The organism is Tamlana crocina, from assembly GCA_040429635.1.
In the GTDB taxonomy this organism is placed as follows: Bacteria; Bacteroidota; Bacteroidia; order Flavobacteriales; family Flavobacteriaceae; genus Flavisericum; species Flavisericum crocinum.
This window is the reverse complement of sequence record CP158972.1, coordinates 1240804-1258464: the sequence shown is the minus strand read 5'-3', so window position 1 is coordinate 1258464 and position 17661 is coordinate 1240804. Positions and strand designations below refer to the sequence as shown.

Sequence of the window (17661 nt, the reverse complement as noted above, 5' to 3'; positions counted from 1 at the left end):
TCGCTCATTTATTTTACTACAAATTTTCGGTTTTCAACCAACCCAACCAGTGCGTTTATATCGTCTTTTAAAATTCTATCGTCCTCCAATTTGGCCACTTTGCTTCTTACAATTTTAAAATTCTGTTCCAAAATCAACGAAAACGTATTGGGACGCCTAAATTCCATGGACTGAGCGGCGTACATCAATTCTATCGCCAATATTTTTTCAATATTTCCTAAAACTTGATTGAATTTTCTACAGGAAATACTCCCCATAGACACGTGGTCTTCCTGCCCTAATGACGTTGGAATGCTATCAGCGGAAGCGGGAAAACACAAAGACTTATTTTCTGAAACCAAAGCTGCAGTCGTGTACTGCGGAATCATAAATCCTGAATTCAACCCGCCACTGGAAGTGAGTAATCGTGGCAATCCGTATTTGCCCTCGAGGAGCAAATAGCAACGTCTGTCTGAAATATTTCCCAATTCGGAAGCTGCCAGAGTTGTATAATCGAGCGCCATGGCCAACGGTTGCCCGTGGAAATTGCCGCCCGAAATAGCTTCGGTGTCGCTCAACACAATGGGGTTATCGGTTACCGAATTCATTTCAACGGTTGTCAACTCCTTTAAATGATAATAAGCATTTCTGGATGCCCCATGTACTTGCGGTATGCAACGCATGGAATAAGGGTCTTGCACCCGTTCACAATTTTCGTGCGACTTTATATTTTTGGAGTCCTTGAACAACATGCGCATACGCTCGGCGACCTCTAAGCTACCCTTAAACGGACGGAGACTATGCAACAATTCCTTAAACGGCGACTCACTACCTTGGTAGCCTTCCAAACTCATGGCCCCAGCAACATCGGCCAAATCGAGCAAATATTTCATTTTGCACAATCCGGTTATGGCATGCGTCAAAATAAACTGGGTGCCATTTATAAGGGCCAATCCCTCTTTGGCGGCCAATTGAAGTGGCTCTAAATCAAAGGTTTTTAAAACCCGACGAGCAGGCACTATTTCACTACCTACCCAAAATTCGCCTTCGCCAATTAAAGGCAAAAATAAATGTGCTAATGGCGCTAAATCGCCCGAAGCACCAACCGAACCTTGCTCGGGCACCACGGGCAACAAATCGTTTTCTACAAAATAAATAATGCGCTCGACCACCTCCAAACGAATGCCTGAAAACCCACGACACAAGGCATGTACTTTGCAAATCATCATGATTTTGCTCAGTTCCTTTGAAATGGGTTTCCCTACGCCAACGGCATGTGTGAGCAATAAATTCTTTTGCAACAGCCCCGTTTCCTTGGGTGAAATCTTAACATCGCATAACGGCCCAAAGCCAGTATTTATGCCATAAATCGCCTTGGGCGAATTGGTCATTTTTTCAACCTTCGCGCGGCTATCGTTTATTTTTGAAATGGCATAATCGCTTAGCTTGGCCTGCATTTTTCCATTGGCTATAGCCATAACTTTACCAACCGTCAACTGGTCAACGCCGTAAACAAACGCCTGATTTTTAATTCTTTCGCTCATATTACAAAATTATCAATAAATTTGATAACCAATAATACTATTTTTATTCAGAATTAATAACTATGGATTATCAATTAGAATTAAGGCATATTACCTATTTTTTGGCCGTTGCCAACGAATTGCATTTTAGAAAAGCGGCCGATAAACTGTTTATCTCACAACCAGGGCTAAGCCGACAGATTAAAGACATGGAAAGCCACTTGGGCATTACCCTTTTTAATAGACACAATAGACAAGTAAAATTGACGCCTGCCGGAGCTTACCTTAAAACCGAGCTTACCAAAAATCTAAACAACCTAAATACCATTTTAAACCACGCCAAACTGCTCGACACTGGAAAAGACGGCAAGTTGAATTTTGGTTACGTAGGTTCAGCCATGCAAAGAATCATTCCCGATTTACTGTTGAAATTCACCCAAAACCATCCCAATATTTTGTTCAGCTTAAAGGAAATGGAAAACAACAAACAGGTCGAAGGCTTGCTTTCGCAGGATATCGACATTGGTTTTGTGCGTTTGGAACGCGTGCCGAGAGGCCTCAAAACAAAAGCCGTTTTAAAAGAGCCTTTTTGTTTGGTGTTGCCCGAAAAGCATCCTATTGATCATTCCAATTTTAAAAATCTATCGCAATTCAAAACCGAACATTTCATCTTGTTTGATGCCGAATACAGCTCATCTTACTACGAAAAAGTCATGGAAATTTTTGACGATAGTGGTTTCACGCCATTGATTAGCCACAATACTATTCATGCGGGTTCCATCTATAAATTGGTGGAAAATAATTTTGGGGTGTCCATCGTACCGAAATCGCTTCAAATAGAAAACCACCCAAACATAAAGTTTATTGAACTCCACAAAATCAGGCAACGTACCGTGCTTTCAGCCGTTTGGAACAAAGACAACCAAAACCCCATTTTAAACGAAGTACTTGCCTTGATTCACAAGAAAATCATAAAATAGTGCTATTGCCAAATAAAAGACTATCTTTGCCGACTGAAACTCAAAAGATTGGGTTTATATTCCTCAGGGTGAGGATGTGTTACTGGAAGTTTAGGTTTAAGTATGTCGATTCACTTCTTATGTAACACTACATAACATAATCGAATACTTACTTAAAAATGAGCACATTTCAAGATTTAGGTCTTAGTGACAACCTATTGCAAGCCATAACCGATTTAGGCTTTGAAACCCCCAGCGAAGTACAAGAAAAAGCCATTCCGCTTTTATTGGATTCAGAAGAAGATTTAGTAGCCTTGGCACAAACTGGCACCGGAAAAACCGCTGCATTTGGTTTCCCGATGCTGCAAAAAATAGATATAAATAGCCGCACTACACAAGGGCTGATTTTATCACCAACCCGCGAGCTATGTTTACAAATCGCCAACGAAATGAAACTTTACGGTAAATACTGTAAAGGATTGAACGTTGTGGCCGTTTACGGTGGTGCCAGCATTACCGAACAAGCCAGGGAAGTGAAACGTGGCGCACAAATAATTGTGGCAACTCCAGGCCGAATGAAAGATATGATCAATCGTCGATTGGTCGATATTTCTAAAATCGAATATTCTGTTTTAGATGAAGCCGATGAGATGCTGAACATGGGCTTTAAGGAGGATATTACCGATATTTTATCACACACTCCAGCAGAAAAAAGCACCTGGTTGTTTTCGGCTACCATGCCAAAAGAAGTGGCGGCCATTGCCAAAAACTTTATGCACAACCCCAACGAAATTACCGTTGGAAGAAAAAACGAAAGTACCACAAACGTATCGCACGAATATTATTTGGTTAATGCGCGCGACCGCTACCAAGCCCTAAAACGATTGGCCGATGCAAACCCCGATATTTTTTCGGTAGTGTTCTGTAGAACAAAACGCGACACCCAAAAGGTAGCCGAAAAACTGATTGAAGATGGTTACAACGCAGGAGCTTTACACGGTGATTTAAGCCAAAACCAACGCGATTTGGTGATGAACGCTTTCCGTAAAAACCAAATACAAATGTTGGTAGCTACCGATGTAGCCGCCCGTGGTATTGATGTGGACGACGTTACCCACGTAATAAACTACCAATTACCAGACGAGATTGAAACCTACACCCACCGTTCTGGGCGTACCGGTCGTGCCGGAAAAACAGGTGTTTCGATGGTGATTGTATCAAAAAGTGAGGTGCGCAAAATAAAGAGTATCGAGCGCATCATTAAACGTCAGTTCGAGAAAAAGGACATCCCGAATGGTATGGAAATTTGCGAAGTGCAATTGATGTCGCTTGCCAATAAAATCCACAACACCGAAATCAACCACGAAATAGATAAGTATTTGTCGAGCATCAACCAATTGTTTGAAGACACTTCAAAAGATGAATTGATTAAAAAACTGTTTTCGGTTGAATTTACACGCTTCTTCAACTATTATAACAAAGCCCAGGATTTAAATGTTTCGGGCGGTACCAACGATGGTGAACGCCAAGGAAGCTCAAACGGTTCTACCCGTTATTTCATTAACGTGGGCGGAAAAGACGGCTACGATTGGATGAGCTTAAAAGATTTCTTAAGGGAGCAATTGGATTTGGGTCGCGACGATGTCTTTAAAGTAGAAACCAAAGACAGCTTTTCATTTTTTAACACCGAAAACGAATTGCGCGAAAAAGTGTTGGCGCATTTCACCGACTTTAAGCACGACGGCCGTTTTGTAAACGTTGAAGTTTCAGAAAACCGTGGCGGCGGTGGCGGCAGGAGACGCGATGGCAAAAAGGGCGGCAAACGCCGAAATGGAGAAAAATCATTCGGTAGCAAAAATGGAAAGCGCCGTTCAGAAGGCAAAGCCAAACCAAGACGCTCCGGCAACAGTGAATTCGCGAGCTCAAGGCCAAGACGTTCCAGACGTTAATTTTAAACCCATTTGTTAATTTTTAGTCAAAATAAAAGCATAAAAGTACGGCTAAAATTTTCTTTAGTACTTTTATGCTTAAATTAGCATTTTATCAAATCATGAAGAACTACCTAATACTTTTTGCATTTTTAATGGTTTGCTCGGTGGGTATGGCCCAAGAGCAAGCAGAAAAAGTATTGGGTGTTGTTATCAATGCTTCGGACGACAAACCTTTGGAAAACGTTCATATTGTTAACCTCAATCAAGTTATCGGAACCACAACCAACAGCAAGGGTGAGTTTCAAATTTCCGCGAAAGCGAACGATACGCTACACTTTTCCTTTTTAGGTTTTAAATCGATAAAAGTGCGTGTTACCAACGACTGGCTGAAGTTTGGAAGCTCAAAAATTGAATTGACCGAACTCGCTTTGGCTTTGGAAGAAGTGGTTGTTAACCAATTGAAACTTACGGGCTATTTGGAAGTGGACATCAAACAAGTGCCAGACATCAACAACAATTACCGTTACAGTATTTCCGGTTTGGAAGGTACGGGTTACGAAGCCAGCAAAAAGTCAGGGTTGACCAAAGTGATCGGTTCTATTTTCAACCCGGCCGATTTTCTGCACCGCATGTTCGGAAAAAAACCCAACGAACTGCGTAAGCTGAAAAAAATGAAGGAAGACGACGAAATCCGGAATTTATTGGCGTCGCGTTTTGACAGGGAAATGCTTATGGTATTGCTGAATGTTGACCGTGTTGATTTGGATGAAATTGTGAGCCAGTGCAACTACTCGAAAGGCTTTATACAAACCGCCAACGATTTGCAAATACTTGATGCCATTAGTGGTTGCTACGAAGAATACAAGTTATTGAGCCGTAGCCGTAGATTATAGATAAATTAAACGGTATTTAATATTGAAAAGGAATCCTATTGAGGATTGCTTTTTTATTTTTTAGAATGCAATGCCACCCTATTCCCTTCGGTATCTATAAACACGGCCATAAAACCGTACTCGGGTGAAATTTCTGTTTTTGGTTGATAAATTTTTCCGCCAGCAGCTTCAATACGGTCCAATTCAATTTGCACATCGTCACTCATAAAATACACCAAAGTTCCCTCTTGGCTTGGAATGTAAGTTTCCTGTTTTATCAAAGTTCCGGCGGCACCTTCCTTGCCTTCACTAAACGGAAACCACCCCATAAGCATCCCAGCAAAATCGTGAATTTCTATTTTCACTTTAAAAACCGCTTCGTAAAATGCTTTGGCTCGCCCCATATCACTAACCGGAATTTCGAACCACCCTACCATGTTTTTTTTTCATTTTTAAATATTTTTTAAAAACACCTTTAAAATACGAAATTAACGCCAGCTGCTCTTAAACTTTTTTAAATGAAACGTTAAACTATTATAAAACAAAATTACGGTGTACAAGAAAACCATAAATTAAAGTCGGAATTCAGAATTTTCAATCTCGTTAAATGCCGAAATCAATACTTTTTTTACTTTTCATTTTACCGCTTATAGCCATTTCGCAAAATGTAACGGGGAAAATATATGATGCCGAAACCACCGTAAAGGGCGCAAAAATTTATAATAAAAATATAAATGAAACTACTAATAGCAACGAGTCAGGAGATTTTTCTATAAAAGCTAGCGTAAACGATTCGTTAGTATTTTCATCACTTTTTCATGAAGAAAAGCTCGTTGTAGTTACCCAAAACCATTTTAACCACATTGTAGTTTTTGAATTAAAAAAAATAGTAAATAACCTTGACGAAGTCCTTCTTTCGGAAAGAATCAAGGAAAAAGCATTCCAATCGGGTCAATATTCGGCCGATCTTGGTTTGCAAATTGCCAACGACATTAAAAACAATCCGCATTTATACAGCCCACAAAGTGGCAACTTAGATTTCATTGAAATAGCTGGTCTAATAAAAAATTTACTGTTTAAAGGCAAAAAGAATAAAGCTCCCAAAAGCAAACCTATAAATTACAAATCGTTGGATTCGTTATTTTCAAATAGTGATTTCTTTACCGAAAACCTTTTGGTAAACGATTTAAAAGTACCCAAACAATACAGGTTCTTATTTTTTTATTATTGCGACAACAAACAGATTGACAACACGCTTCTTTTGGAAACGAACAGTGTAATTTTACTTGATACGCTTATAAAATGCAGCAGTGAATTTGCGAAGATTATTTCGGAATACGAAAAATAAAAAGATTAGCTTTTAAGATACCGCTCCACAATCTCATCATAACTTTTAATTGTTTTTTTGCTCCAATCCAATCGTTTTTCAAGCAATTCAGTTTCCGAAAGCTGCCAATTGATATCGGTTTGTTTGAGTTTCGTGGTAACATGTTGCAAAATAATAGCGGCCGAAACCGAGATATTCAAACTTTCGGTAAATCCAGACATGGGGATTTTTAAATAGCAATCGGCGGCATCCAATACTTCCTGCGAAAGTCCTTCGGTTTCCCTTCCGAAGAAAAAACAAGATTTTTGGGTTACATCGAATTCATGCAACACGCAATCATTGGTATGAGGTGTGGTAGCCACTATTTGATAGCCTTTTTGTTTTAAATCTGCAATGCAACTTTTCACTGAATGGTAACGATTTAAATCTACCCATTTTTGTGCTCCCATGGCTATTTCGCGGTCAATCCGTTTGGTGTTTTGTTCTTCAACAATATTCACCTCCTGGATACCAAACACGTCGCAGCTACGGATAACAGCACTGGTGTTGTGCAGTTGATAAACATCTTCGGTAGCGACCGTAAAATGTTTTGTGCGCTGTGCCAGCACTTTCTTGAAACGTTCGCGCCGGTTTTCGGTTAAATAGGATTCTAAATGCTCAATAAGGTTTATGTCTATCATGGCTCAAATATAAAAGAAAACGGTGACTGCCTGCTAGTTCTAATAAAAATGCGATTCGCAATGGTGAAAAGTTTTATATTTGATGAGTTTCCCGCCAAAGTTTATCTTGAGCGATAGCCGAAAGGTGGTAATGACAAAAACAAAATAATGAAACACCTAGTTGTACTTACCGGAGCCGGCATGAGTGCCGAAAGCGGTATAAAAACCTTTAGAGATGCGGATGGGTTATGGGAAGGCCATGACGTTATGGAAGTGGCCACGCCCGAAGGTTTTGCCGCCAACCCCGAGCTGGTTTTAGATTTTTACAACCAACGCCGAAGACAGCTTTTTGAAGTAGCCCCCAACCAAGCCCATTTCGATTTGGCTGCACTTGAAAAGCGTTTTAAAGTGAGTATTATCACCCAAAATGTGGACGACTTGCACGAACGCGCCGGAAGCACAAACGTGACGCACTTGCACGGCGAACTTTTAAAAGCACGCAGTACGTTTAACACCGAAAACATTCTAGAATGGAAAACGGATATCGTTTTGGGCGACCTATGTGAAAAAGGCCATCAGTTACGTCCGCACATTGTTTGGTTTGGGGAAGAAGTCCCCATGATAGAAAAGGCCATGCAGATTTGTGAAACCGCCGATATTTTAATGATTATTGGCACCTCGATGCAAGTATATCCCGCGGCAGGATTGATGCATTATGTCCCTCAAAACACCCCAACATATTTTATTGACCCCAAACCCAATATAGCTAGCAACAAAAATTTAACTGTTATTGCCGAAACGGCTACAGCAGGAGTAAAAAAGGCTATAGAATCACTATAGACTTATTATGATTTTTTGTTTTTCTCTTCAATCCATTTCCCCATAAACTTAGTGCTTTGCAACGAGTGGTGTTGCAACATTTGCCCAATGAAGTTGTTTTGGCGTTTTTCGGGTAGCACTTTTATTGTTTCAGAAATGACTTCTAAAAGCTTCTTTTGATGCTCTGTTTTATCAAAACGGGTGTTAATAACCTCAAATCCGTTTTGCTGTTTGGACTTCCAAAGCGATTCATTTTGGTAAAGCCGAATGGCCTTTTCGGCAAATGTTGTGGGGCCGTCTTCAACAAAACCATTCTCCGGAAGATTCCCGAACATACCTTCAGAAGCTATCGTACTCATTATACAAGGCGTTCCATTTTGCATGGCATCAATCAATTTTCCTTTTAATCCGGCACCAAACCTTAGCGGAGCAAAACATATTTTTGCGTTTTGCATCACTTTATTCACTTCTTCAGCAAAACCTTTTATCAAAAAACCTTCTTTTTCATTATGCAATTGGTTGATTTTTTGTGAAGCATAAGCACCGTAAATATGCAATTCGGATTTTGCAAGTTTCTTTCTAATCATTGGCCAAATCGTCTGCTTTAAATATAAAACCGCATTATAATTGGGTTCGTGCAGGAAATTACCAATAGTTATGAAATGTTGGCGTTCTTCAAATTTTGGCAAGGTTTTAATTTTTTCTCCTGAAATGCCTTCCAACATAAAAGGCAAATACACCAACAATTCACTATCAACTTTAAAATCGGCTTTCAGAATTTCCATTTCAGCCTCTGAAATAATCAAACTCAAATCGCACCTGTAAATACTAGCTATTTCACGTTTTGCGGTATCGTTAAACAGATACGTTTTACTGAAAGGCTTCTCATCTTTGCAAGCCTGTTGTCGTCCTTTTCGTAAGCTGTGCAGATCTTCGGTATCTAAAACTTTCAAGGCATTGGGGCATTGTTCGGTAACGCGCCAACCGTACTGTTCCTCGACCATGAAACGGTCAAAAAGTACCATATCGGGGTTCAATGTTTTTACAAAATCATCAAAGCTGGAATGGTTCAATTCTATTGCAACAGCATCCACGCCTATGGTTTCCAACGGAAAAGCCCACTCGGTTTTGGCACAGGCAGAGGCAAAAGTGATTTGATAATTTTCAGATTTAAAAAAATGAATAAGCTGCATCATCCGGCTTCCAGCTGCAGAACTTTTGGGTTCTGGCCAAACAAAGCCGATAATAAGAAGTTTTTTAGCCACTAATTCACGAATATTTTATCAACCAGCAATTGTAAACTATATTTTTTCTTCATGTTTTCCTTCCCTTTAGGAAAGTCCCGATAGTTATCGGAAAGGATGGGGCTTGACTATTGTGGTTCTTCAACCATGCTGTATTTAAAGCGAACCATTTTTGCCCAATTAACCACCGATTCGATTTGCGCATCGGTTAAGTTGGCTTCACCATGCGTCCAAGTGTATGATTTTAGCGGCATCTCTTTATCTTCAACCATTTCAATCAGTTCTTCAAATTTATGGTCTTTTCGTTTTAATGAATTTCCTTCCCAATTTGAAACATTAAAATGTTTTTTACCATCTTCAACATGGTGGTTTAACCAATAATTTAGGGGGGTGATATTGTTGTACCAAGGGTATCTGGTATAATCGCTATGGCAATCATAACAGGTTTCCTTTAAAATTAATTTAACATCTTCGGGCGGATTGGTTTCGGCCAAAAAAGGCTCGATGGAACTTAAATCGCCTTGGTTTTTCTCTGGTCCGAAAAACTGTGCCACCACAAATAAAATCAGTAACGCTAATACTATTTTTTTTATAATTTTCATTTTAATATTTTTAAGAACTGGATAAAAATAATAAATCGTTTTGACTACCGCACAACTTTACGACGAATTAAATTATGTAAACCATTCGCGTGAAAAAAGGTTGCATTATGCCAACTTAATTCTTGCCAACACAGATTTGTTTCCAAAACTTATGGACATTCTTTTTAGGGTAGATGATAAAATTTCCGTGCGTGCGGCTTGGGTTTTCGAATACATGTGTAACCAAAACATTGAGGTGATTATTCCGTATTTGGGCACCTTTACGTCAAATATGAAGCAAGTCCATTTAGACCCGGCCGTGCGCCCCGTTGCCAAAATTTGTGAATTGTTGGCCGTGGCTTATACTTCAAAAGATGATAATGAGATAAAACACGCCCTAACCGATAAACACAAAGAGCGTATTATCGAAACCTGTTTTGATTACATGATCAACGACGAAAAAATTGCACCAAAGGCCTACTCTATGAACACCTTATTCCTGCTGGGTAAAGATTACGACTGGGTACACCCCGAACTCGCCTTAATTTTAGAGCGCGATTTTCAAATGCAAAGCTCAGGCTTTAAAGCCAGAGCACGGCATATTTTGAAGAAGTTGAAAAAGGGTTAAAATCAAATGACCTGCGATTGACAAAACCTGTATTTTCATTCAAAATTCAGCATCAAACTTAACGCCTCTCGCTTCGTTCTTCCCACTTTCTTTCCTATCTTTGCATTCTTTAAAATTCAAACCAAATATGTCATTATCACCACTCAACGCCATCTCTCCTATCGATGGTCGATACAGAAGTAAAGTGAGCGAACTTGCTCCTTATTTTTCTGAAGAAGCTTTAATAAAATACCGTGTTTTAGTTGAAATAGAATATTTTATCGCACTTTGTGAAGTGCCATTACCACAACTAAAACAGGTTGACCATTCTATTTTTGACAGCTTAAGAGCCATTTACCAAAATTTCTCTGAAGAAGACGCATTGGCCATCAAAAAAATAGAAAGCGTTACCAACCACGATGTTAAAGCCGTTGAGTATTTCATAAAAGAAAAATTTGACAAGCTGGGCTTGAGCCAGTTCAAGGAATTCATCCATTTTGGGTTAACCTCACAGGACATCAATAATACAGCCATTCCGTTAAGTATCAAGGAAGCCATAAACAATGTTTACATTCCGGAATACCAAACAGTACTAAACAAGCTAAAAGAACTTACTGGCGAATGGAGTGCCGTTTCAATGTTGGCTAGAACCCATGGGCAACCCGCTTCACCAACCCGTTTGGGTAAAGAAATTGAGGTTTTTGTTGCCCGACTTAACGAACAGTTCAATTTATTGAACGACATCCCAAGCGCGGCTAAATTTGGTGGCGCCACAGGAAATTACAATGCCCATCACGTGGCTTATCCGAATATCGATTGGAAAGCCTTCGGAACCAAATTCGTTCAGGAGAAATTAGGATTGCAACATTCGTTCCCTACCACACAGATTGAGCACTACGACCACATGGCTGCATTGTTCGATACACTTAAACGCATCAACACGATTATCATTGATTTAGACCGTGATATTTGGACCTACGTGTCGATGGATTATTTCAAACAAAAAATAAAAAAAGGGGAAGTAGGAAGTTCGGCCATGCCACACAAAGTAAACCCTATTGATTTTGAAAACTCTGAAGGAAACTTAGGTATTGCCAACGCCGTTTTTGAGCACCTTTCTGCTAAATTACCTATTTCTAGATTGCAGCGCGATTTAACCGACAGTACCGTTTTAAGAAACGTGGGCGTTCCATTTGGACATACCATTATTGGTTTTAAAGCGACCTTGAAAGGGTTGAACAAATTATTGTTGAATGAAGCCAAATTTGCTGAAGATTTAGAAAATAATTGGGCTGTTGTGGCTGAGGCTATTCAAACTATTTTGAGAAGAGAAGGCTACCCGAACCCTTACGAAGCATTGAAAGGATTAACCAGAACCAATTCTAAAATCAATCAGGAATCAATTTCCAATTTTATTGATACTTTAGAAGTATCTAACACAATAAAAGAAGAATTAAAACGTATTACTCCTAGTAACTACACTGGAATTTAAAACTTTATGTTAAGCGACAAACAATCAATTATTTTAACAGGAATAATGGGCGTAGGCATTTTTGTTTTCGGCATATTAGACCTTTTGGATAATTTTGTCGTTCTTACCGTAATGACTATTTCATTTTTTGCCATTGTTATTAACCTACTTTATACCAAGGCAAAAGGAGAGGATATTACACCGCAGGAGCAAGAGGAATTAGGCGAATGATTGCTTAAAAGCATATTTTATAAAGCTTCTCTATTTTGGAGAAGCTTTTTTTTTTTGAAAAAAAAAAAAAAAAAAAAAAAAAAAATCCAGCCCTGCGGCTGGATTTAAAAATTAGATTTCTTTAGGATTATGCATTTTGCTTTTTAATCAAATTCAAAGCAGAACCTTCTTTGTACCATGCTATTTGCGCAGCATTATAAGTATGGTTCAGCTTAATAGTGTCCTTAGCTCCATCGCTATGCACTACTTCCACAGTCAACTGCTTATCTGGTGCAAACTGGTCTAGATCCAAAAAGTTGAAAGTATCGTCTTCCTGGATTAGGTCGTAATCATTCTCATTGTCGAAAGTCAATCCTAACATACCTTGTTTTTTAAGATTGGTTTCATGAATACGGGCAAACGACTTCACGATTACGGCTGCAACGCCCAAGTGTCTCGGCTGCATAGCGGCATGCTCACGAGACGACCCTTCACCATAGTTATGGTCACCTACAACTACCGATTTAATTCCGGCCTTTTTGTATTCGCGTTGCACATCTGGTACACCGCCGTACTCACCCGTTAACTGATTTTTTACAAAATTAGTTTTTTGATTGAAGGCATTTACGGCTCCAATTAAGGTGTTATTGGCAATATTATCCAAGTGTCCTCTAAAACGTAACCAAGGTCCAGCCATTGAAATATGGTCTGTTGTACATTTTCCGAAGGCTTTAATCAACAATTTCGCTCCAGTAATGGAATCTCCCAAAGGCTCAAATGGTGTTAGCAATTGTAAGCGTTCCGAATCTGGTTTCACTTCCACTTGAACATGACTTCCATCTTCTTCGGGTGCTAAATAACCGTTATCTTTAACTTCAAAACCTTTTGGAGGTAATTCCCATCCTGTTGGCTCATCCAACATCACTTCTTCGCCATCTTCATTTATTAATTTATCGGTAAGTGGATTAAAATCCAAACGCCCAGCAATGGCTATAGCGGCCGTCAATTCTGGTGAAGCCACGAAGGCGTGGGTATTAGGGTTACCATCGGCGCGTTTAGCAAAGTTCCTGTTAAACGAGTGAACGATACTATTCTTTGGTGCGTTCTTCGGATCCTTATATCTAGCCCACTGCCCAATACATGGCCCACAGGCATTGGTAAATATTTTGGCATCCAATTTTTCGAACACCTCCAGAATACCATCACGCTCGGCAGTGTAACGCACTTGCTCTGAACCTGGATTAATACCGAATTCCGCCTTTGTTTTTAGTTTTTTATCCAATGCCTGTTGTGCAATTGACGACGCCCTTGACAAATCTTCGTAGGACGAATTGGTACACGAACCTATCAAACCCCACTCTACTTTTATTGGCCAATCATTTTCTTGAGCTTTTTTGGTCATATCTTTACCAACCTGTGTGGATAAGTCGGGAGTAAATGGACCGTTTAATAAAGGGCCTAATTCCGTAAGGTTAATTTCAATAACCTGATCGAAATACTGCTCTGGATTGGCATATACTTCTGGATCTGCTGTTAAATGTTCTTTAACCTTATTTGCGGCATCGGCCACATCGGCACGGTCTGTAGAACGTAAATAACGTTCCATAGATTCATCATATCCAAACGTTGATGTTGTAGCGCCAATTTCGGCACCCATATTACAAATGGTACCTTTTCCTGTACACGACATTGACGTTGCTCCAGGGCCAAAATATTCAACAATAGCACCTGTTCCCCCTTTTACGGTAAGAATTTCGGCTACTTTTAAAATCACATCTTTTGGTGCGGTCCAACCCGAAAGTTTCCCTGTTAATTTCACACCAATCAATTTCGGGAATTTAAGTTCCCAAGCCATTCCAGCCATTACGTCAACGGCATCGGCTCCACCAACACCAACAGCTACCATACCTAATCCGCCTGCATTTACGGTATGCGAATCGGTACCAATCATCATGCCGCCAGGAAAAGCATAGTTTTCTAAAACCACTTGATGGATAATACCTGCTCCTGGTTTCCAAAAACCAATACCATATTTATTGGATACCGATTCCAAAAAGTTGAAAACCTCACTACTCACATCGTTGGCATGCCGCAAATCGGTTTCAGCCCCGTCTTTAGCCTGAATTAAGTGGTCGCAGTGCACTGTTGTAGGCACGGCTACTTTATCTTTACCAGCTTGCATAAACTGCAATAAAGCCATCTGAGCTGTTGCATCTTGGCACGCAATTCTGTCTGGTGCAAAATCAACATAATCTTTGGCTCTTGTATAAGCTTTAGTAGGTTCGCCGTCCCATAGGTGGGAATACAAAATCTTTTCGGACAACGTTAGTGGTTTTCCAACAATTTCGCGTGCTTTATCCACACGTTCTCCCATTTTGGCGTAAACACCTTTTATCATTTCAATATCAAATGCCATGTGTGCTTTTATTATTTTTTAAAATTAAACTTAACTTTTCATTCCTCACTAAAATACTAAAAATCTTAGTCATAAGAAACAGAAAAGCCCAAATCATCAGATTTGGGCTTTCAATTTATAATTGGTCAATATAATTAAGCGTTGATCAACTGTTTTTGGGATGGCTTAAACTTCGTTAAAACTATACCATCAACAGCTTTTTCGTATTCTGCCATTGTTGGGGTTCTTCCTAAAATGGTTGACAAAACAACTACTGGAGTTGACGACAATAACGACTCACCCTTTTTCTCACCAGAATCCTTAACCACACGGCCTTGGAACAAACGGGTTGAAGTGGCCATTACCGTATCGCCCGGTTCAGCCTTTTCTTGGTTACCCATACACAGGTTACACCCTGGGCGCTCTAAGTACAACATGTTTTCGTACTTGGTACGTGCTGCAGCTTTTGGTGCATTATCATCAAACTCGAAACCTGAGTATTTTTGAAGCACTTCCCAATCGCCTTCTGCTTTCAATTCGTCAACAATATTGTATGTTGGAGGCGCAACAACCAATGGTGCTTTAAACTCCACTTTACCTTGTTGGGATTCAATATTTTTCAGCATTTGAGCTAAAATTTTCATATCGCCTTTATGAACCATACACGACCCTACGAAACCTAAATCGACTTGCTTGGTACCGCCATAATAAGACAACGGACGAATGGTGTCGTGAGTATAACGTTTAGAAACATCTTCGTTATTTACATCTGGATCGGCAATCATAGGCTCAGCGATTTCATCTAAATCGATAACCACTTCAGCATAATACTTAGCATTGGCATCAGGACGTAACGATGGTTTAATTCCGGTTTTCAATTCCTGAATTCTGTTGTTGGCCTTGTCAACCAAACCTTGAAGCACTTGCTTCTCGTTATCCATGCCTTTATCAATCATGATTTGGATACGGCCTTTGGCGATTTCCAATGATTCAATTAAAGTATCATCTTCTGAAATACAGATAGACGCTTTAGCTTTCATTTCTGCCGTCCAATCAGTAAACGTAAACGCTTGATCGGAAGTTAAAGTACCGATATGCACCTCGATGATTCTTCCTTGGAATACGTTTTCTCCTCCAAATTGCTTCAACATTTGTTGTTGTGTCGCATGAACCACATCACGGAAATCCATGAAACTTCTCATTTGTCCTTTAAAGGTTACTTTAACCGATTCTGGAATTGGCATAGTAGCCTCGCCAGTGGCTAAAGCCAAGGCAACGGTTCCTGAATCGGCACCAAAAGCCACCCCTTTAGACATACGTGTATGCGAATCGCCACCAATGATGATATCCCAATCGCTTACCGTAATATCGTTAAGTACTTTGTGGATTACATCGGTCATGGCGTGGTATTCACCTTTTGGGTCACGACCAGTGATTAATCCGAAATCGTTCATAAATTTCATTAACTTCGGAATGTTAGCCTTCGATTTATCATCCCAAACCGAAGCGGTGTGGCATCCCGATTGGTAACCCGCATCAACAATTGGAGAAATAACAGTAGCCGCCATCGCTTCCAATTCCTGTGACGTCATCAATCCCGTAGTATCTTGAGATCCTACGATGTTTACTTCCACACGAACATCCGACCCGGCGTGTAATGTTTTGCCCGGCGTCGTGCCAACAGCGTTTTTATTGAATATTTTTTCAACGGCAGTCAAACCTTGTCCTTCAATAGAAATTTCTTTTGAAGGCGCATAAACTACAGGCGCCTCAATCCCTAAAACACCTGCGGCAAAAGTTTGTAATTTTTTACCGAAAACAACCGCATAAGATCCACCAGCTTTAATGAATTCCATTTTTTGTGGAGTCAAGGCAGCTGAAATATCTTTTAATTCTTTATCGCCGTTGTATAATTTCTTTGTTTTTGTGTTGATGGTTAAAACCGTTCCAGTTTCAACCGAGTATTTTTGTTCCAAAACAGGATCGCCGTTTTCGTCAACTACCGTGTTTCCTTCCGCATCGGTTTTCTTAACCCAGTTTTTAAGGTCAATACCAATACCACCGGTTACGCCTACCGTAGTCAAGAAAATTGGAGAAATGCCATTTGTACCCGCAATAATTGGCGCAATATTGATAAATGGTACATACGGACTTGCTTGAATACCAGTCCACAATGCTACGTTGTTTACACCAGACATTCTTGAAGACCCCACTCCCATGGTTCCTTTTTCAGCAATAAGCATCACACGCTTGTCTGGGTGCTGCTCTTTCAAAGCCGTTAATTCCTGCTGCATTTCTTTGTTATGCTCGAAAATACACTGTCCGTGCAATTCTCTGTCAGAACGTGAATGCGCATCGGCACCTGGCGATAACAAATCGGTTGAAATGTCACCTGTTCCAGCGATGAAGGTTACAATTTTTATTTCCTCTTCTGCTTCAGGAAGTTCAGTAAAGAACTCGGCCTTAGCATAGCTTTCCAATAATTCTTTTGCTATGGCGTTTCCTGATTTAAAAGCTTCTTCTATACGAGCCATATCAGCCTCATACAAGAACACCTGTGTTTTTAAAACTTCGGCCGATTGTTTTGCGATGGCTTCGTCGTTTCCTAAAGCCAAATCCAAAAGCACCTCAACTGAAGGTCCACCTTTCATGTGCGACAACAACTCAAAGGCAAAGGTTTTCGTGATTTCTTCTACCGCAACTTCCCCAAGAATAATCTCCTTTAAAAACTTTGCTTTTACACCAGCAGCACCTGTTGTTCCGGGCACTGTATTATAAATGAAAAATTCAAGTGAATCTGCTCTGTTCGCATTTCCAGCATCTTTAATTTGATCAATAATCTCAGAGAGCAACTCTGCACTTTCAATGGGCTTTGGGTGAAGCCCCTGCGCCTTTCTTCCTTCAATTTCTTTGATGTAATCGTCGTAAATGTTCATGTTAAGTCTTTTTCAAATTTTAGGCCCCAAATAATAAAAGCTTTGCATCACCTGAAGCGTTTTTTAACGTCGCTCAGGCCGACCATAGCCTTAAAAGCCTATTTATATTTTCTATGTTTTTAGTTTTATAAAAAGCGACGCAAAATAC

The 17661-nt window shown here is 39.9% G+C and carries 15 protein-coding genes; 8 read left to right on the top strand and 7 right to left on the bottom strand.

Annotated features, from left to right (window positions below):
- Positions 1 to 8: 8 nt before the first annotated feature.
- Positions 9 to 1436: a histidine ammonia-lyase gene (gene hutH / locus ABI125_05685; protein XCF07879.1), complete on the bottom strand. Its 1428-nt coding sequence runs from the start codon at positions 1434 to 1436 to the stop codon at positions 9 to 11.
- Positions 1437 to 1585: 149 nt separating this feature from the next.
- Here hutH and ABI125_05680 point away from each other — a divergent pair, with 149 nt between their 5' ends.
- From ABI125_05680 to ABI125_05670, 3 genes are all read left to right on the top strand, one after another.
- Complete coding sequence (locus tag ABI125_05680; protein XCF07346.1) at positions 1586 to 2482, top strand: LysR family transcriptional regulator; 897 nt, start codon at positions 1586 to 1588, stop codon at positions 2480 to 2482.
- Between the two features lie 158 nt (positions 2483 to 2640).
- Positions 2641 to 4410, top strand: a complete 1770-nt coding sequence (locus ABI125_05675; GenBank protein ID XCF07345.1) for a DEAD/DEAH box helicase — start codon at positions 2641 to 2643, stop codon at positions 4408 to 4410.
- Positions 4411 to 4511: 101 nt separating this feature from the next.
- Complete coding sequence (locus ABI125_05670; GenBank protein XCF07344.1) at positions 4512 to 5285, top strand: carboxypeptidase-like regulatory domain-containing protein; 774 nt, start codon at positions 4512 to 4514, stop codon at positions 5283 to 5285.
- Positions 5286 to 5338: 53 nt separating this feature from the next.
- Here the strand turns inward: ABI125_05670 and ABI125_05665 are convergent, their stop codons facing one another.
- The gene (locus tag ABI125_05665) at positions 5339 to 5701 is read right to left on the bottom strand and encodes a VOC family protein (GenBank protein ID XCF07343.1); all 363 of its coding nucleotides are present in this window, start codon (positions 5699 to 5701) and stop codon (positions 5339 to 5341) included.
- 170 nt (positions 5702 to 5871) lie between these two features.
- Here ABI125_05665 and ABI125_05660 point away from each other — a divergent pair, with 170 nt between their 5' ends.
- Positions 5872 to 6612 carry a carboxypeptidase-like regulatory domain-containing protein gene (locus ABI125_05660; GenBank protein XCF07342.1) on the top strand — a complete coding sequence of 247 codons (741 nt, stop codon included), beginning with the start codon at positions 5872 to 5874 and terminating at the stop codon, positions 6610 to 6612.
- 5 nt (positions 6613 to 6617) lie between these two features.
- Here ABI125_05660 and ABI125_05655 read toward each other — a convergent pair whose 3' ends face one another.
- Positions 6618 to 7271 carry an RNA methyltransferase gene (locus ABI125_05655; protein XCF07341.1) on the bottom strand — a complete coding sequence of 218 codons (654 nt, stop codon included), beginning with the start codon at positions 7269 to 7271 and terminating at the stop codon, positions 6618 to 6620.
- Between the two features lie 147 nt (positions 7272 to 7418).
- Between ABI125_05655 and ABI125_05650 the strand changes: the two genes are divergently transcribed.
- Positions 7419 to 8090: an NAD-dependent deacylase gene (locus tag ABI125_05650; GenBank protein ID XCF07340.1), complete on the top strand. Its 672-nt coding sequence runs from the start codon at positions 7419 to 7421 to the stop codon at positions 8088 to 8090.
- A 5-nt stretch (positions 8091 to 8095) separates the two neighbouring features.
- On the opposite strand, the gene ABI125_05645 is transcribed toward ABI125_05650, so the two are convergent.
- Both ABI125_05645 and ABI125_05640 read right to left on the bottom strand, forming a co-directional pair.
- Complete coding sequence (locus ABI125_05645; GenBank protein XCF07339.1) at positions 8096 to 9334, bottom strand: glycosyltransferase family 4 protein; 1239 nt, start codon at positions 9332 to 9334, stop codon at positions 8096 to 8098.
- A gap of 107 nt (positions 9335 to 9441) precedes the next feature.
- Complete coding sequence (locus ABI125_05640; protein ID XCF07338.1) at positions 9442 to 9915, bottom strand: heme-binding domain-containing protein; 474 nt, start codon at positions 9913 to 9915, stop codon at positions 9442 to 9444.
- Positions 9916 to 9955: 40 nt separating this feature from the next.
- Here ABI125_05640 and ABI125_05635 point away from each other — a divergent pair, with 40 nt between their 5' ends.
- From ABI125_05635 to ABI125_05625, 3 genes are all read left to right on the top strand, one after another.
- Complete coding sequence (locus tag ABI125_05635; GenBank protein XCF07337.1) at positions 9956 to 10522, top strand: adenylosuccinate lyase; 567 nt, start codon at positions 9956 to 9958, stop codon at positions 10520 to 10522.
- A 127-nt stretch (positions 10523 to 10649) separates the two neighbouring features.
- Positions 10650 to 11993, top strand: coding sequence for an adenylosuccinate lyase (gene purB, locus ABI125_05630; GenBank protein XCF07336.1), 1344 nt, complete (start codon positions 10650 to 10652; stop codon positions 11991 to 11993).
- A gap of 6 nt (positions 11994 to 11999) precedes the next feature.
- A complete protein-coding gene (locus ABI125_05625) occupies positions 12000 to 12203 on the top strand; it encodes a hypothetical protein (GenBank protein XCF07335.1) in 204 nt (67 codons plus the stop codon).
- 127 nt (positions 12204 to 12330) lie between these two features.
- Here ABI125_05625 and ABI125_05620 read toward each other — a convergent pair whose 3' ends face one another.
- Together ABI125_05620 and ABI125_05615 are read right to left on the bottom strand one after the other, a co-directional pair.
- Complete coding sequence (locus ABI125_05620) at positions 12331 to 14598, bottom strand: aconitate hydratase (protein ID XCF07334.1); 2268 nt, start codon at positions 14596 to 14598, stop codon at positions 12331 to 12333.
- A 134-nt stretch (positions 14599 to 14732) separates the two neighbouring features.
- Positions 14733 to 17513 (bottom strand): bifunctional aconitate hydratase 2/2-methylisocitrate dehydratase, encoded by a 2781-nt coding sequence (locus tag ABI125_05615; protein XCF07333.1) that lies wholly within the window; start codon positions 17511 to 17513, stop codon positions 14733 to 14735.
- Positions 17514 to 17661 lie beyond the last annotated feature (148 nt).

What these genes read in the sequence shown, in the direction of transcription:
- hutH (XCF07879.1), bottom strand. Translation starts at nt 1,436, where the DNA reads ATGCAGGCCAAGCTAAGCGATTATGCCATTTCAAAAATAAACGATAGC.
- ABI125_05680 (XCF07346.1), top strand. Translation starts at nt 1,586, where the DNA reads ATGGATTATCAATTAGAATTAAGGCATATTACCTATTTTTTGGCCGTT.
- ABI125_05675 (XCF07345.1), top strand. Translation starts at nt 2,641, where the DNA reads ATGAGCACATTTCAAGATTTAGGTCTTAGTGACAACCTATTGCAAGCC.
- ABI125_05670 (XCF07344.1), top strand. Translation starts at nt 4,512, where the DNA reads ATGAAGAACTACCTAATACTTTTTGCATTTTTAATGGTTTGCTCGGTG.
- ABI125_05665 (XCF07343.1), bottom strand. Translation starts at nt 5,701, where the DNA reads ATGGTAGGGTGGTTCGAAATTCCGGTTAGTGATATGGGGCGAGCCAAA.
- ABI125_05660 (XCF07342.1), top strand. Translation starts at nt 5,872, where the DNA reads ATGCCGAAATCAATACTTTTTTTACTTTTCATTTTACCGCTTATAGCC.
- ABI125_05655 (XCF07341.1), bottom strand. Translation starts at nt 7,271, where the DNA reads ATGATAGACATAAACCTTATTGAGCATTTAGAATCCTATTTAACCGAA.
- ABI125_05650 (XCF07340.1), top strand. Translation starts at nt 7,419, where the DNA reads ATGAAACACCTAGTTGTACTTACCGGAGCCGGCATGAGTGCCGAAAGC.
- ABI125_05640 (XCF07338.1), bottom strand. Translation starts at nt 9,915, where the DNA reads ATGAAAATTATAAAAAAAATAGTATTAGCGTTACTGATTTTATTTGTG.
- purB (XCF07336.1), top strand. Translation starts at nt 10,650, where the DNA reads ATGTCATTATCACCACTCAACGCCATCTCTCCTATCGATGGTCGATAC.
- ABI125_05625 (XCF07335.1), top strand. Translation starts at nt 12,000, where the DNA reads ATGTTAAGCGACAAACAATCAATTATTTTAACAGGAATAATGGGCGTA.
- ABI125_05620 (XCF07334.1), bottom strand. Translation starts at nt 14,598, where the DNA reads ATGGCATTTGATATTGAAATGATAAAAGGTGTTTACGCCAAAATGGGA.
- ABI125_05615 (XCF07333.1), bottom strand. Translation starts at nt 17,513, where the DNA reads ATGAACATTTACGACGATTACATCAAAGAAATTGAAGGAAGAAAGGCG.